The organism is Micromonospora sp. NPDC003944 (genome assembly GCF_053605225.1).
This window is the reverse complement of sequence record NZ_JBSGIV010000073.1, coordinates 1-15,571: the sequence shown is the minus strand read 5'-3', so window position 1 is coordinate 15,571 and position 15,571 is coordinate 1. Positions and strand designations below refer to the sequence as shown.

The 15,571-nt window shown below is 69.4% G+C and carries 12 protein-coding genes; 8 read left to right on the top strand and 4 right to left on the bottom strand.

Annotated elements, in window-relative coordinates; translation table 11 throughout:
* Positions 1-67: 67 nt before the first annotated feature.
* Together ACWER9_RS27290 and ACWER9_RS27285 are read right to left on the bottom strand one after the other, a co-directional pair.
* The gene (locus ACWER9_RS27290) at positions 68-1,378 is read right to left on the bottom strand and encodes a caspase, EACC1-associated type (protein WP_452304536.1); all 1,311 of its coding nucleotides are present in this window, start codon (positions 1,376-1,378) and stop codon (positions 68-70) included.
* The gene (locus ACWER9_RS27285; protein ID WP_452304535.1) at positions 1,375-1,806 is read right to left on the bottom strand and encodes an effector-associated constant component EACC1; all 432 of its coding nucleotides are present in this window, start codon (positions 1,804-1,806) and stop codon (positions 1,375-1,377) included. The genes ACWER9_RS27290 and ACWER9_RS27285 overlap by 4 nt, the downstream gene beginning before the upstream one ends.
* Before the next feature lie 152 nt (positions 1,807-1,958).
* Between ACWER9_RS27285 and ACWER9_RS27280 the strand changes: the two genes are divergently transcribed.
* The 8 genes from ACWER9_RS27280 (at position 1,959) to ACWER9_RS27245 (ending at position 12,565) form a co-directional block, all read left to right on the top strand.
* The gene (locus tag ACWER9_RS27280; RefSeq protein WP_452304534.1) at positions 1,959-3,713 is read left to right on the top strand and encodes a putative baseplate assembly protein; all 1,755 of its coding nucleotides are present in this window, start codon (positions 1,959-1,961) and stop codon (positions 3,711-3,713) included.
* 237 nt (positions 3,714-3,950) lie between these two features.
* Positions 3,951-4,715, top strand: a complete 765-nt coding sequence (locus ACWER9_RS27275; RefSeq protein ID WP_452304533.1) for a hypothetical protein — start codon at positions 3,951-3,953, stop codon at positions 4,713-4,715.
* Between the two features lie 62 nt (positions 4,716-4,777).
* Positions 4,778-6,955: a hypothetical protein gene (locus ACWER9_RS27270; protein WP_452304532.1), complete on the top strand. Its 2,178-nt coding sequence runs from the start codon at positions 4,778-4,780 to the stop codon at positions 6,953-6,955.
* Positions 6,952-8,685: a vWA domain-containing protein gene (locus ACWER9_RS27265; protein WP_452304531.1), complete on the top strand. Its 1,734-nt coding sequence runs from the start codon at positions 6,952-6,954 to the stop codon at positions 8,683-8,685. Before ACWER9_RS27270 ends, ACWER9_RS27265 begins: the two co-directional genes overlap by 4 nt.
* A 68-nt stretch (positions 8,686-8,753) precedes the next feature.
* A complete protein-coding gene (locus tag ACWER9_RS27260; RefSeq protein WP_452304530.1) occupies positions 8,754-9,428 on the top strand; it encodes a vWA domain-containing protein in 675 nt (224 codons plus the stop codon).
* Between the two features lie 392 nt (positions 9,429-9,820).
* Entirely contained in the window at positions 9,821-10,666 is an 846-nt protein-coding gene (locus ACWER9_RS27255; protein ID WP_452304529.1) for a protein phosphatase 2C domain-containing protein, read from the top strand.
* A gap of 176 nt (positions 10,667-10,842) precedes the next feature.
* Positions 10,843-11,820 (top strand): hypothetical protein, encoded by a 978-nt coding sequence (locus ACWER9_RS27250; protein ID WP_452304528.1) that lies wholly within the window; start codon positions 10,843-10,845, stop codon positions 11,818-11,820.
* A 40-nt stretch (positions 11,821-11,860) separates the two neighbouring features.
* A complete protein-coding gene (locus ACWER9_RS27245) occupies positions 11,861-12,565 on the top strand; it encodes a Crp/Fnr family transcriptional regulator (protein WP_452304527.1) in 705 nt (234 codons plus the stop codon).
* Here ACWER9_RS27245 and ACWER9_RS27240 read toward each other — a convergent pair.
* A complete protein-coding gene (locus ACWER9_RS27240; protein ID WP_452304526.1) occupies positions 12,562-13,974 on the bottom strand; it encodes a hypothetical protein in 1,413 nt (470 codons plus the stop codon). The genes ACWER9_RS27245 and ACWER9_RS27240 overlap by 4 nt on opposite strands.
* A 215-nt stretch (positions 13,975-14,189) precedes the next feature.
* A complete protein-coding gene (locus tag ACWER9_RS27235) occupies positions 14,190-15,077 on the bottom strand; it encodes a hypothetical protein (RefSeq protein ID WP_452304525.1) in 888 nt (295 codons plus the stop codon).
* Between the last annotated feature and the right edge of the window lie 494 nt (positions 15,078-15,571).

The window sequence follows — 15,571 nt, the reverse complement described above, 5'->3', positions numbered from 1 at the left end:
TGACAAGCATGGGTCCTCCGAGAGCGCGGTACGCGAATGGATCACCGCCGTCGGCTATCGCCGCGAGCTACGGAAGCCCAGAGAGTCGTTCGACGCCCGTTGACGCCCAGGGTGGGTTCGGCCGACCGGCCAGGCGTCGGTAGAGCGCTCGAGCGTCATCGTGCCGGCCGACGTCGCGCAGCGCGTCTGCGGCCTCGAGTACCAGATGGGGATCGTCCAGGCTGGTCAGTGCCTGACGGTAATAGGCGAGGCCGGCCGACCTCGTCGCCGGGTCGGCGTAGAGCAGGCGTCCCAGCTCGCGGGCCGCGATCGGCGACCAATGCGCGTCGTCCAACTCGATCGCCTGGCGCCAGGCCTGTTCGGCGCGGCCTGCTTCGCCCAGTGCGGCCAGCCGAGTGCCCCGACGGCATGCGGCCTCGCCGGCCCAGCGTGGGTCCCCGGCCTCGATTACCTTGGCGTACGCCTCCGCGGCCGTGGCGTCGTCGCCGTCGGCCGTCGCCAACTGACCGAGTCGCATGGCGGCGAGGGTTCCCCAGCCGCTGCGGTCCTCGCTGAGCCGGCGCAGCGCCGCTACCGCCGCAGCCCGGTTGACCCGTTCCAGCCGCAGGGCCTCGTTCAGTCGTTCGGCGGCACGGTCGGTGGTTGCGTCACGGGCGGTCCGGGTGCGACCTAGGGCCACCAGTCCGATGAGCTTGTTGCTGTACGTGGGCCGGATCGGGCCCTCGTCCTTCATGCGCTCGTGCACATAGTCGTAGACGTCATCCAGCAGCAGGAAGCCGTCACGTCCCGTGGCCGCGCCGGACAGCCCGGCGATGAGGTGGCCGGTGAATTGGCTGGGCTGGTTTGGTGCGAGCGCGTCGCGGCTCGGCCGATCGGGCTGAGAGCTGGTCAGCGCGGCGACCCCCTTACCGTCGAACTCCCGGCCGGATGGCGCCCCCTTGAACCGGTAGTTGCCGGACTGGCAGCAGTCCAACACGACGATCTTGGCCGAGGCGTGGCTCGCCTGCGCCTGACCCGCCAGGACGGCGGTGCTGACCGTCGTGCTCTGGATCGCCCTGCGGGTCGTGTCGCGGGCACACAGGTACAGCTCGCCGTCATCCTCCGTCCACCCGTGCCCGGAGTAGTAGATCAGCAGTTGCTGGTCAGGCTTGCCGTCCTTGAGGAACACCTCGATCTCCTGGCGCATCGCAAGGCTCTCGAGATTCCTGCGCACGATGACGTCCGCGGGGCGATGCAGGCCGCACTCCCGGTCGGTCAGCGCCTCGCGCAGCCGTTCCACATCGGTCGCCGGCCCGGCGAGTTTCGGGAACATGTCCGGCTCACGCGGAAACTCCCAGTTGCCGAGCAGCAGAGCGCGGTACCGGCGATGAGGCCTCATTCGCTGGGCGGCAGCTCGGCGGGTGTGTCCCCGCCGGCATCGTCCGTGGTCTCCGGGCGGCCGAGCACGGCGATCAGGGCGGCTCGCATCGAGCTGTCGCTCAATCCCTCGCCGACCACCTGCACCGTCCGCCCGTCCGCGCCCTCGCCCACGGTGAGCGTCAGCCGCCGGGTGCTGCGCGCGGTCAGCCAGTGGAGCAGAACAGTCGTGGCCGCGCCAACCGTGCCGGAAGCGCCGAGCGCCAGGATGATCTCGGGGGCGAGGCCCTTGTCGCCGGTCTCCGGCGGCCGTCCCTGCTGCCGGACGTCAAGGTCGTACGCCCGCAGCAGGCGTACGAGCGTGCGACTCTGTTCACCCCACTGCCAATCTCCCGGCTCGAGAGAGAGGTCCTCAGGAGTCAGCACCACCGATCGGACGGAATTGCGCACCACGCCTCACCCCACAGTCGACGGACCGAGCAATTGCGTGCTTACATCATCTGCGGGTGACTTTCCCCGTCCCGTCGGTGATGTGACAGAACCCTTTCGGCCCGGCGCCTCGCGTCAGACCCAGCGCCTCGCGAAAGAAAGGCGGAGAACGGATGACCGACCGACGACTCCTCTTCGACGATCGCCGCTTTCCCGATCTCGTTGAGCAGGCCCGCGCCGAGCTACGCCGGCGTCTCACCGACGCGGGGGCGAGTCGTCCGATCAGCTCCGAGGAAGACGCCGTGCTGGTGTCGGCCGCCCACCTCGTCGATCACCTGCACGACCGGCTCGGCAAGCTGTCCGAGCGCCTGCGCCAGCCGCTGTTGGAACTGATCGGCCTGCGGCTGCGGGGGCCTCGCGCCGCACAGGCCCACGTGTACCTCACCTTCGACACTCCACTGTCCGCCGCGCTCGACGTCCCCGCCGGCACCGAGGTCGGGAGCGACGCGGGCACACCGCTGTTCACCACGGTGCGAGACCTGCGCGTGGTCCCCAACCGGGTGATCCACGTACTGCGGGACGACCCGACGGGGCTGCTCGTCGGCCTGGCCGAGCCAGGCGACGGGACGACCGTGGAGCTGTTCGGTGTGACCGGCTCCGTGACGGGAGAGTTCTGGGACGGCAGGCAGTGGCAGGCGTGCCGGCGCCAGAGTGAACCGGAAGACGGGCTGTTGCTGGAGATGCCGCCCACCCACGTCCGACATCGTCGGGGCGGGGTGGAGGCTGCCTGGTTGCGCCTGGCCGGCGGGCGCGTGTCGGGTGCGGTGCGAGCGCGGACGGTCGCGGCGGTCGTCGTCGCCGTGCACGCCCGCCGCATCGCCGAGGAGCCTCTCGGCATCAGTGATGGCACCAATGGCCAGCGCTTTCGTCTGCGGGAACGGCCCACCGTCGTACCCGGCCAGGTGCCGGTGGTGGAAACCTCGCACGGCGACGGCTGGCAGTCCTGGAAGCCGGTCGAGTCCTTCGCGGAGAGCAGCCCGGACGACCACCACGTCCGGTACGACGTGGCGGCCGGAGAGATCGTCTTCCCACCGGCAGTGGTCGGCCCCGACGGGTCGCGCCGAGCTGTCGGCCCGGTGCCGTCGGCGGGGGCGCTGGTCCGCGTCCGCCACTACTGGACAGGCGGCGGCGCAGCCGGCAACGTTCCGGCTTGGACGCTGTGCAGGCTCGACACGCACCTGTCCGGCGTCGGGGTGGCGAATCGGTATCCGGCGACGGGCGGGAGCGACGCGGAGACCGAGGCGGACCTTTGGCAGCGGGCCCCCGGCCTGCTGAAGGCCGTTGACCGGGCGGTCACCCCGGCCGACCACGAGGAACTCGCAAAGCAGGCCGACTCGTCGCTGGCCCGAGTGCGCTGCGTCGCCGACGAGCAGTCCGGCGGCGTTCAGCTGTTGCTCGTAGCCACGCCGTCCCAGGCACAACAGGACCGGCCGTCCCTCGCCGACCTGCAGCCGAGCGTGGCGACGTTCGAGAGGGTCCGGACGTACCTCGACGAGCGTCGGCTGCTCACCACCCGGCTTCATCTGATGCCCCCTCAGTATCAGGGCATCGAGGTGGATGTCGAGATCGCTGCGGTGGCTGGGGCCGGTCCTGTGGACGTGCGGGCCCGTGTCGAACAGGCCCTGTACGCGTTCCTGCACCCGATAACCGGTGGCGAGGACGGCATGGGGTGGCCGTTTGGTGGGGTGGTGCACGAGTCGACGATCAAGAAGCTGGTCTTCTCGCTGCCCGGTGTCCAGGACTGCGTCCGCATCGCGATATCGCCTGTGGATCCTGCGGCCGGCACTCGCGGTGCGACCCAGACGGTCATTCCCCTCACCTCGACGGCCCTGCCCTTGTCGGTCGGTCATCGGGTTCGAGTCGTCTGAGGGTGCGGGCAAGCACCAAAAGGGACGGACGTATTCAGCCCGGCAGAGAAGCCATCGGCCGATCGTGCTCTCCGTAATGTTCTTGTAGCGGAACGCGAGAATGACGGCATCCGCCTAGGTTGAAATCCGCGCCACCAGTCCGGAAGGCCGTCGAGCATGCCAGATGGCCTGTTCGTTGCCTGGCGCACTGCTCACAGTGCTATCCGACACGGCAGCTATTTTCTCGGAGGATGCCGCATGGCCGAACCGGCCTTTCATGCGGTCGCGCTCGTCGACATCGAACGTTTCGGCGACCGACCCAACCCCGTCCAGCGGCAGGTGCGTGCCGACCTGTACCAAGTGGTCCGTACCGCGCTGACCGAGGCTGGCCTCGACCCCGGCCGCATCGACCAGGAGGACCGCGGCGACGGCATACTGATGGTCGACCCCGACGTGTCGGTGCTCGAACTCGCCGGTCGGTTCGTCCGCGAGCTCGACTACGGCCTGCGGGAGAAGGCGCGCACCAGCTCCGCGATCGCCCGGATCCGCCTTCGCGTAGCGATCCACCAGGGGATGTGTGAGCACGACGGCGAGGGTTGGGTGGGCGCGGCGGTGAACACCACCGCGCGGCTCGTCGACGCGCCGCCGCTCAAAGCCGCGCTCACCGCCGCCGCGGATCAGGTGAACCTGGCGCTGATCGTGTCCCGGCAGGTCTTCGACGAGGTCATCCGGCACGACTACCGGTCGGTCGACTCGTCGACCTTCGAACGCGTCGCGATCGACGCGAAGGAGTTGCGCGGCGAGACCGCGTGGGTCCAGGTGCCCGGCTATTCCTACCCGCCGGGAGTGGCGCCTGCGCCCACTCCGGCGCCCACTCCGGCACCGACCGGCACCGAGCCGAAGAAGCCGAAGCCGAAGAAGAAGGCCACCCGGAGCGGGTTCGTCTTCCAGGGCAACACCAAGATCGAGGTGAAGGGCGATCAGGTCGGCCGGGACAAAATCATCAAGGGAGGCGGCCAGTGACGGCCCCGTCGCCCGCGCCCGCCGCCGCCCCCGCTTCCGCCAGCGCCGCTACGGCGCCTCCGGTGCCCGACGCGACCGTCGAGCCGCCCGCCTCCACACAGCCACCCGCGCAGACGCCGGTGCTGCCCGACGCCACCCTCGACGGCCTGCTTAAGACCACTGTCGACTCGGCCGACCCCGACGCCTCCCGGGTCGAGGGTCGCGCCGGGCGTCAGCGACAGCGCAGCATCGAGAACGCCCGGGTCAAGGTCGCCGGGGACATGGTCGGCGGCGACAAGTTGGTGTTCGCCCTGGGTGACGCGGAGCCCGCACCGCTGCAGGCCCTCGCGACCTGGATGAGTGAGCCGGTACGGCACGCGTTCGTCGCCCCCGACGGCTGGGATGCTGTCCGTGGCACCGTCGGCGATCGGCACGTCATCGTGTTGCGCGCGGGGCCTGGCCACGGCAAGGTCGCCGCGGCGATCAAACTGCTGCAGTCGCCGCCCGACCGCCGCATCTTCAACCTCGACCGCAACGTCGACCTGCGCCGCCTGGGTCACTGGTTGGACACCGACACCAAGAGCGATGATCCGCTCCCCCGCGCCGCGGGATTTCTGCTCTGCGAACCGCTCGCCTGGGATCAGATCTCCGCCTGGGTCCTGCAGCAGCTCGAGACCCGGCTCGCGGCGATCGACGCGCGGCTGGTGCTGACGGTCACCGCCGACACGCCGCTGGGCGATCCGGACCTCACCACGTATGTCGTCACGCTTCCGCCGCCGCGATCGCAGACCGCCGTGCTCGCCGCGCACCTGGCGTGGTCCCTCAACAAGCCGCAGGCCACGGCCGAACGACTGCTCGCCGAGCCCGAGCTGGCCGAGTTCGCCGATCGGGTGTTCGGCGCGGACCAGTCGATGAAGGCCGCCGCCGACCTCGCGGTGATGATCGGCCAGGAGTTGGACGGTGCCACCGTCGACCTGACGCGGCTGAAGCGCCGCTGGGCCGAGCGCGCCACCGAGGACTTCGAGATCTGGTTCGGTGGGTTGCCCGATGTGCAGACCCGATGCTTGGCCATCGCCCTGGCGGTGCTCAACGGTCTGCCGTACGAGATCGTCGTGCACGCCGCTGGACGCCTCGCCGAAACTCTCGACGGCCCGCACGACGGCGCGGACGGCGACAACCCCCGGCCACCGTGGCGAGACCCGTTCGCGGCGACCCGCGGTGAGTTGCTGCGGCTGCTCCGCGCCCGGGTCCGCACCACGACGGTGCGCGGCCCGTTCGGCGCCACGCCGGCCGAGGTGATGGAGTACGTCGGCGAGGACTACGCCTCAGCCATCCTGACCCGCGTCTGGTGCGAGTACCGGATCCAGGTCCCGTTGCTGCGGTGGCTACGCGACCTGGCCGACAATCCCTCGGAGGACGTGCGAATCTGGACCGCCACCGCCCTCGGGGTCTTCGCCAAACAGGCGTTCGACTTCGTGCACCGCCACGCCATGGCGATGATGGGTGTCGACAAGAAGTTCTGGCTGCGCGACGTGGCGGCCAATGCCCTGAGCGTGCCGGCCGACAATGTCCGGATGCGCCCGCTTGTCGAGTCGGTGGTAGCCGGCTGGTACGGCAACGACAACAACCGCCTCGGCCAGGCAACCGCAGCGCGGGTGTGGGGCACGGCGCTGGGCGTTCACGACCCCGACCGCGCGCTGAACGCGTTAGAGCGCCTCACTACGATTGACGACCGTCGGGTGGCACAGAGCATCGCCGACAGTCTGGCCGACCTGTTGTTGGTCGACGAGGCGGGCAACGCCACGCGGGTGTTGCGCCGCGCCGGCAGTTGGTTGTTCGACGACCGCCGCGCCCTCAGCGGCACGTTCGTGTTCCTGGCGTTGGCCGAGAACCTCACCGTGGAACCCGCCGGGGGCGGCGGCACCTGGCCGATGCTGTTGTTCCTCGCCGACCAGCGCACCGAGCTGCGCGACAAGTTGCTCGCGATGTGGCACCGGGTGATCCAGTCCGGCCTGCTGGCCGACGGCACCGCCCGGGTGCTCGCTCACTGGGCCGATCTAGCCGAGGCAGACGCCGGCGTGCGTACCGCGCTCGCGAACATGCTGGCCGCGCTGCCCGGCACGGTAGGCCGATTCGACGCTGTCGAGCTGAACCTGCGCTCCCAGCTGAGCCAGTGGCTGGCACCCGACAACCTGCAACCCAAGACGCTCACCGCGTACGCCGTCGAAGCCGAACTCGCGAAGAGGAACGGGTCCCGATGACCAACTCCGTGCCACTCATCCAGAATCAGACACCCGTCCAGCGCGGCTTCCGACCCGAGCCCAACCGCGACCCGAATGTGGCCGCCGTCTACTCGACGGCCTCGGGTGAGCTGGTCTTCTTCTCCGGCCGCATACTGTCGCTCAGTCAGCGACTGTTCACCGAGTGCCGCACCCGGTACGACGTGGACCTGGGCGACCACCGCCGTACCGCGGAGCTGGCGAGCACACCGCTGCGCACCAGCGACGGCCACCACTTCATCGCGACGGTGAATGTCGGCTTCCGGGTGCACGACCCGTGCGAGATCGTCCGGCGCAACATCCGCGACGCCCTCCCGGTCGTCTACACCTTCCTGGGCCGCGCCCTCGAGACGGTCACCAGCCGGTTCGACGTCGAGAGCCCGAGCGCGGCGGAGCAGGCCATCCGGCGCGAGTTCGCCACCGCGGTGCCGCTGCCGGACGGCATCACCATCTTCGAGTTGACGCCCCGGCTGCGGCCGGATGAAGCGACCGCCACCTATCTGCGGACCCGCCGCGACGCGCGGCGGGCCCTGGACACCGACGCCGACCAGCACCGGGTCGAGCTGCAGCGGGAACGGCAACGCGTCGAACGGGAGGGGCTGGTGCAGGCCAGCCGGCTCAGCGAGCTGGAGAACGAACGCCAAGCGCTGGGCAGTCGCGGGTTCACCGCCGCCGACATGGCCCGGGAACACCTGATTCGGCACCCCGAGGACACCGAGCGGGTGACCAGCATGCTGCTGGAATACGAGCGCGCGATGCTCACGGCACAGGACACGCACAGTCAGCGCACCACCGAGTTCATCAAGTTCATGATGGACAAGGGCGTCGTACAACCCGGCCAGTTCCAGCCGTTCGTGCAGGGCGCGGCCCAGGCGTACGGCCTGCCCGGCACGGCGGGCGCGATCACCGGGCCAGGCACGTGGCAACAGCCACCCGTGCTGCCACCGTCCGGAGCCGCCGGCCCTGCCGTCCCGGCCACGCCGGCCGGCCCGCCGCCGCGCGAGCATGTTGTGCTGGAGCAGGACTCGAAGACCAAGGTGTGGAGACCTACCGACGGCGTTCAGCCGGTCTACCTGCTGGTCGACGAGTCCGCCGGGGCAGCTCCCTACCTCGACGACCTGGGTGACGGGCTGCAGCGGCTACTCGACGGCCTGCGCCGCGCTGCCGACATCGCCCCGGCGATCCGGCTCTCCGTGCTGGGTTTCGCCGACCAGGTCGCGGCACGGTTGTCGATGGCCGCCGTCGACGCGAACACGTCGGTGCCGTGGCTGACCTCGCGGGGACCGGCGAGCTATGCCAACGCGTTCGAGACGCTGTACGGCCGGATCTCCCCCGACGTGTACGGGCTGAAGGCGCAGGGGATCACGGTCCGCCGACCGTTGGTCTTCCTGCTCGCCGCGGCGCCGCCGGTCGACGAGGGCATCTGGCAGACGCCGTACGCCAGGTTGACCGACCCGGCCACCCATCGGTACGCCCCGCAGATCGTGGCGTGCGGCGTGGGCGGGGCGACGGCCGGGCTGATCGCCGCAGTGGCAACCAAGCCCGAGTTCGGGTACGTGGCGACGGCCGACGCCGACGTCCGAACGGCGATCGTCGACTACTGGGACGCGTTGACGCGCTGCCTGGTGACGTACGGCCGCACACTGCTGGCTGGCGCACCCGACCTTGAATTCGAGCTGCCGCGGCACTTCCGTGTGGCCGTGCCTTCCTGACCCTGCCGACGGTCGTCGGCAGAACCTGATCCCATCCGGCCCCGTGCCGGGGAGAGCGAGTTGATGAGATGGCGGAGAACAGCGGGAACCTGCTCCCGGTATACATGGTGGCCGACGAGTCCTTCTCGATGAACGACTACATTGACGACCTCAACGACGGCCTGGCACAGCTGCACGGCGTACTGCTCGGCGAGCCGATGGCTGCCGCCAAGGTGCGGATCACCATCCTCGGGTTCTCCGATGACGTGCAGGCGCGCCTGACGATGGCGGATCTGCGACACGAGAACGAGCTGCCGCAGCTGGTGGCGCGCTCCGGCACCCGGTACGGCAAGGTCTTCGAGGATCTTCGCGCCCGCATCCCCGCCGACGTGGCCTCCCTCAAGGGCCAGGGATACGTCGTACACCGTCCGGCCGTGTTCTTCCTCAGTGACGGCCAGCCCACCGACGGCCGCGGTTGGCGCAAAATCCGCGACCAACTGGTCGACCAGAACGTCACGAAGGCCGCGCCGAACATCATCGCCTGCGGGATCGGCGACGTAAAGCCGCAGACCATGCTGGACGTGGCAACCAAGCAGGAGTACGCCTTCGTCTCGACCGGGTCGGACCTGGGCGCCGAGATCGCCAAGTTCTGTGCGGCGCTCACCAGGAGCATCGTGAAGTCCGGGCGCACGGTGGGGTCGGCCCAGCCGGAGCTCGTGGTGGAGCAGCCGCAGAACTTCAAGATGGCGATTGACGTGGTCTGACCGTGACTACCTTCCTGCAACGGGTCGCCAACGGGTTGGGCTGGTTCTTCAACGGAGCGGGCGAGAAGCCACGGGCGGTGCCGGGCCAGCCGCCGCATCCCGGGCACGGCACCTATTCGTCGTCCATTCCGGTCCGGGCTGCACGGCCGCACGGGAACGCCGACGCCGTCCAACGCAGCGAGCGGACAGTGACCCCGGAGAACCCGGTCGCGAGGGCCCCGAGTTCGCCGCACGGGGCGGGGAGGCAGGTGGAGCCCTCCGGCCCGGGCCCGCTCGGGCTGAGCGCGCCAGCCGGGCCCTCTGCGCCACCGCAACCGAGGCCCGCGCCCGGGTTGACCGCGCGACCCGCACCGGCCCCCCGCCCGTGGGAACCGGCGGTGGTCGGACCGCCGATGCCCAAGTTCGCACCCAAGCCGTCGACGGCGACGGCGTACCGTCCCGACTACCTCGTCGATGGGTGGAGCACACCGGACTTCACCGTGCGGGCCGCGTCGGTCCGCGGCTACTCCCACCGCTACGGTGGCGAGCCACGCCAGGACGACGTCGCCGTGGCCTGGCACCGGTCGAGCAGGGCTGTGCTGTTCGCGGTCGCCGACGGTGTGGGCGAGGCCGCGCTGTCACACATCGGCGCCACGTCGGCCTGCCGGGCCGCCATCAGCGCGATGACGGCGGGTCTGGACGGGCCTCAGCACGAGGTTGACTGGGAGGGGTTGCTGGAAAGCGCCGCGTGGCAGATCTGCGAGCAGGCCCGACTCTCGCTCAACCTATCCAAGACCGACCAGATCATGGCCGAGGAGCACATGGCCACCACCCTGGTCGCCGGGCTGGTGCTGCCGACGCCGGACGGACCACGGGTCCAACTGGTGCAGGCCGGTGACTCCAGCGCCTGGATGCTGAACACCCGGTCACGGCGTTTCCGGTGTCTCGCGCCGACCAAGTACCGCAGAGGCGAGCAGGTCATCAGCAACGCGGTCGTCGCCCTGCCCCGGGTGCCACCGGTCGACGTCAAGTCCGGGCTGATCAGCCCCGAGGAGGTGCTGCTGGTCGGCACGGACGGCTTCGGCGACCCGCTGAGCGACGGCGAGAACGCGGTCGGCGCTCACTTCGCCAGGGCGCTCGCCCGTGTGCCGCCGGCGCTGAAGTTCGCCAACGACCTGGACTTCTCATTCGAGACGTGGGACGACGACCGGACCCTGTTCGCGCTCTGGCCGTACCGGATCGAGGACCGATCGGCATGACGGCCGCCGATGTTCCCGAGGTGCTCCGGGCGAAACTGGATCCCCTGCGGCGAGCGGGTGACGGTGGGCAGGGGATCGTGTACTTCACCGATCGGGTCAAGATCAATGTCACTTGGGAGGCTGCCTACAAGGAGTACCTGCCGGCGACGTCCTTCGACCCGTACGCGCTGCGCCGGATGGTCGCCTTCGTGCCCGAACTCGACGGGGGCAGCGGCCGCTGGCTCTGCGAGAACACCGCGTGGCCGGCGGCGCTCGTGGTCAACAGCGGCCAGGTGAGCGGTTTCCTCATGCGCCGCATCCCCGACCGTTTTCGGATGCCGTGGGGCGAGAACGGCGCCGATGTGCCCGCCGCGCTGCAGTACCTGCTTAATCCGCAGACATATCTGAACCGCAAGGGTGTCCACCTGGACGAGGGCACTCGCCTACGGCTGCTCGAGGTGATCGCGGACGTCATGGCGCGGTTGCACAGCCTCGACGTCGTCGTCGGCGACCTGTCCCCGAACAACCTCCTCGTCGACATCGGTGACCCCGGCTGCTTCTTCATCGACTGTGACGCCATGCGACTGCACGGCCAGGACGTGCTCGAGCAGGTGGAGACGCCAGAATGGAGCATTCCGGCGCGCGGGCGCGAGCCCATCGCGACGACGGCTTCCGACTCGTACAAGTTCGGGCTGCTCGCGATCCGGCTGTTCGTGCAGGACCAGATGGGGCAGGACGCCTCTGTGCTGGCCGGCGTCTCCAGCGATCTGGGAGTGCTGGCCCGACGGAGCCTGGACGGGAACTCGACTCGCCGCCCTTCGATGGGCGACTGGCTGAGCGCCCTGCGGACAGCGCAGTCCCGCCGGCGGTCGCGGCAGGCGCCAGCGGCGCGCCGAGTCGCCACGTCACCCTCGGGCTCGGGACAAGCCACCGTTCCACCGCAGCGAACTCCGTCGCCGACGTACGTGCCGACCCCACAGCTGACGTCCACGCGGCACGGACAGGCATCGGCGCGGCAGCCGCAGCCGGTCGCGCCAACACCGGCATCGGCGGCCGGCCCTTCGCAAGGTGTCGAGAAGCATCCGGTGTTGTACGCGGTGATCGGCTGGGCGGTCATCCTGCTGGCCCTCACCTGTGTCGTCGGCACGTTCACTTCAGTCGTGAACCTGTTCTGAGCCGTACGCCGACCTGGACGGCGGACCCTACGATGAGGGCATGACGTCCGGTCACCCTCGGGAGCCGTTCTGGTGCGCGCTGAGCGAGGATCAGCGCGCCACGCTCGTGCGGATGGGTTCGCGACGGCGCTACGCCCCCGACGAGGTCCTGATCCGTGAGCACGACGCCTCCAACTACGCCTTTGTTCTGCTCAAGGGCTGCGTCAAGGTCTCGACGATTGCCCATGACGGATACCAGGCGATCCTTGGCCTGCGCGACGCTGGCGAGTTAGTAGGCGAGCTGGCGGGTTCGGACGGCGAGCTGCGCTCGGCGACACTGACCGCGATGACCGAGGTGGATGCACTGCGGCTGCCCGCGACCGCGTTCGGGCCATTCGTGCGCGCCGATCCGGAGGTGGCGGCGATTCTGCACCGCACGGTCTCGGCCCGCCTACGCGAGGCGGACCGGTCCCGGGTCGCGTCCGGCGCGGAGTCCGCCCAGCAACGGCTCGCCGCGCTCCTGCTGCATCTGAGCAGGCGCTACGGCAGCCCGCAGCCCAAGGGTGAGATCGTCATCGATCTCGCTCTGTCCCAGCACGACCTCGCCGGGCTGGCCCTCACGTCGCACCGTTCGCTGGGCCGCATCCTGGCGGAGTGGCGCCACGACAACGTGGTGCTCACCGGCCGGCGTCGCGTCGTGCTGGTGCGTCTCGCGGAGCTGGCCCGGCTGGCCGGCGGCGGCGGCGGCGGCGGCGGCGGCGGCTAAATGTTCTGATACGACACCTGGTCGTGGCCGTACTCCGGTCCGATCTGGTTCCACAACTTGGCGAACTGTTGCTTGGCCTTCGTGGACGCAATCGACTCCTTGTCACCCCGCTTGCGATCCGGTCCGTTGAGCGTCGACTTGCGGCAACCCTGCTTGCTCAGGTTCAAACCCCAACGGCGGTACGCGTCGTCGGCGGCCTTAGAGTGCGTTAGGGCGGAGACGAGCTCGGCCTTCATCCTCGCACCGTAGGGCAGTTCGGTGATCTGCAGTCCGTTCGCGGCGGTGAGCGATTGCTGCCGGGCCGACGCGGCAGTGCCGAGGTTGGCCACCGAACGCTTCACGTTTGTGCAGGCCGCCAGGTTGGTGACGGCAGTCTTGACACTGTTGCGCACGGGCGCGGACGACGCGAGCAGGCTGGCAATCTCACCGGCCTGAGCACGGGCTGCGGCGGCGTCGTCTGAGAAGAGCGATTCGGTGACCTGGCGCGCTGCGGACTCGATCTGATTGGTGTGCGAGGCGACGTAGCCCAGAAGCAGCGACAGCACCACGAGCTTCACCAGGCCGCGACGCCGCGCCCGGGTGAGGCGCGGACGGGCGGGGGCCGGCGCGGCGGACGGCCTCGACACCGCTGCCCTCGGCGACGGCACGGTCGTCCTGATGGGCGGCGATCGCACGGTATCCGTCACGGTCTGCTCGACCGGGACCGGGCGAGCCGCTCGTAGCTGCTTCTCCCACTTGCCGAGGCCCGGGCGGTCGCCTGCGTCCCCGGACAGTGCCCGTACGGCCAAGGCGTGCACGCCCGGCCCGGCCCTGAGCAGCGCCGAAGGATCGGTGGTGCTCTGGTCGCCGGCGAACAGTCGCATGCAGAGGAGGGCGAACTTGTAGGCGTCGCTGACCTTGGAACCGAGCGCACCACAACCTTCCGGCACCTCCCAGTCGGTGGTCTCCACCTGAGGCAGGACCGTTCGGCCGTTCAGTTGCATTGCGTCGCAGTCGATGAAGTGGCAGCGAGGCTTGCCCGTACGGCTGTAGATCAGGTTGTTAGGGGACAGGTCACCGACCGTCAGCCCGAGCCGATGGAACAGACGCAGCGTCCGCGCGACGTCGGCGAGAAACTCCAACCGGAACTGGTCGTCGATCCGGAGTTCTACCCGATGCAGGTAGTCCGGTGGGTTGAGCAACAGCTGGGTTTGGCCGAGGCGCACGGGCCGCTCGTTGAGTAACTTGAGCGTGGTGTGAAATCGCTGTGGGACCAACGCCATGGTAAACCCGCCGACGCGATCGTTCTCGGTGACGATGTCCCGTGGCCAGGCCGCCGCGGTCAAGAGCTCCTGCCGGTCCTGAGCCGACAGGCTGGAGGGGACTTCAACCATGGCGGTGAGCACGTCCGTGTCCAGGACGGTGAGCATCTCCTCCGAGTATGCCTTGTAGACCAATGATGGTGACCGCGACTGCGGGAGAGCGTAGACCTTGCCCTGGCCGCCGGAACCGAGCTCGTCACCCAGCGGGCCCAGGCTCGCCAGTGTTACCCGGCCCATCCGTGTCTTCCTCTCCCCTGGTTACCTGCTACGGCACACTGCTCGGTCTCGTACGTGTACACCACGCCATTTGGCGAACAACGGCGTCACCGACGTTGGCGACGCGATACCTGAAAGCCGACACCGACGGGCAGCGCCGATCGGATCACCTCGTCCAGCCCGTCGAGCGGCTCGTCGGTGTTGAGGAGCACCGTGACCGGCGCGGGCGGCTGCCGGACGGGTGCCTGGAACGTGGGGGACCAGACCGTCCCGCCGCCGTCGACGACCTCGGCGTCCACTCCGTAGCGGAGATCGATCAGTTCAGCCAGGCCGTTGGCCGTGCCCCGCCTCATATAACAGCTCACCAGCCGCGACAACAGGCGGCGACCATGCCGATCGTCGAGCAGGCGCGGGCTGTCCACGCCGAGCGCCCGATACATCCAGGCCAGCACGTCGGAAGGCGCGACATCGGGCGACAGCATCAGGGGCAACTGTTCGGCGAACTCCGCGACGGGTTCGGCAACGGTGTGCACCACCTCGGCGATGCCCGTCATCACAGGCATGAACCGCCCAGGCACGACCGCCGCCGGGCTCAGCCGTCTGCCGCTTGCCGTACGAACCCAGTACGGCGGCTCCGCGTCGACCACCTCGTCGTAGTCCGCGCCAACTGCACCCGCGACGTCAAGCACCGCTGCGCTGATCGCGAGACGCACGCCAGCCGATGTCGGGGCCGGCTCGGCGAGCCGGCGGGCCGTCGTCACGGCGTCCCCGAACCAGCCCTTGGCATCGCGGTGGCACACGCCGACGGCAAGGCCGAGACCCAGGCACACCGGCCCGGGCAGTTCGGAAAGGGCGTCGGCCAGCGCCGGTACGAAGCCCTCGGTCAGTCGTCTGGCAGCCGCAGCCGGGACCGCGACGAGCAGCCCGGGAGCCGATCGGACGTAATCAGCCTCCTGCCAGTCCAGACCGGCCTCCCCGAAGGCGGTGGGCAGCAACGAGCGTGTGAGCTCACCCCATGGGGGTGCGCTCGCCATGGCCACGATCGCCAGTACGGCCCGGTACCTGTCTACCATGGCCCGATCCTGGCGCGCGTCCTTACCTAGGGCCACCATCCGTACGCACAGTGCTCATTGGCCGCTTTCTGGCGTATCGAACCAGTCGCCGCACTTCGATTTCAGGAGGATGATGTCGCGGCTGAGGCTCGGGGGGTTCTGGCGGTTGAGCCCTGCTTTCACGGGGCCCCTTGATCATCATCTGATGACTGGGAGACAAGTTGTCCATGGCGGCACCAAAGGAGTATCCCGACGAGTCTCGCGGCGTAGCTCGGCCCGATCCGGTCGCGGTCATGAGGTTCATCTACGAACACCATGACCACTTCCTAATGCGCCGCAGCACTTGACGCGGAATCAAGAACCAGAATGCCGCTCCATCCAGAACGCAGATGAAGCGGCAGGTCAGAGCGTTCTACAGCGCGCACACCGACGGCCAA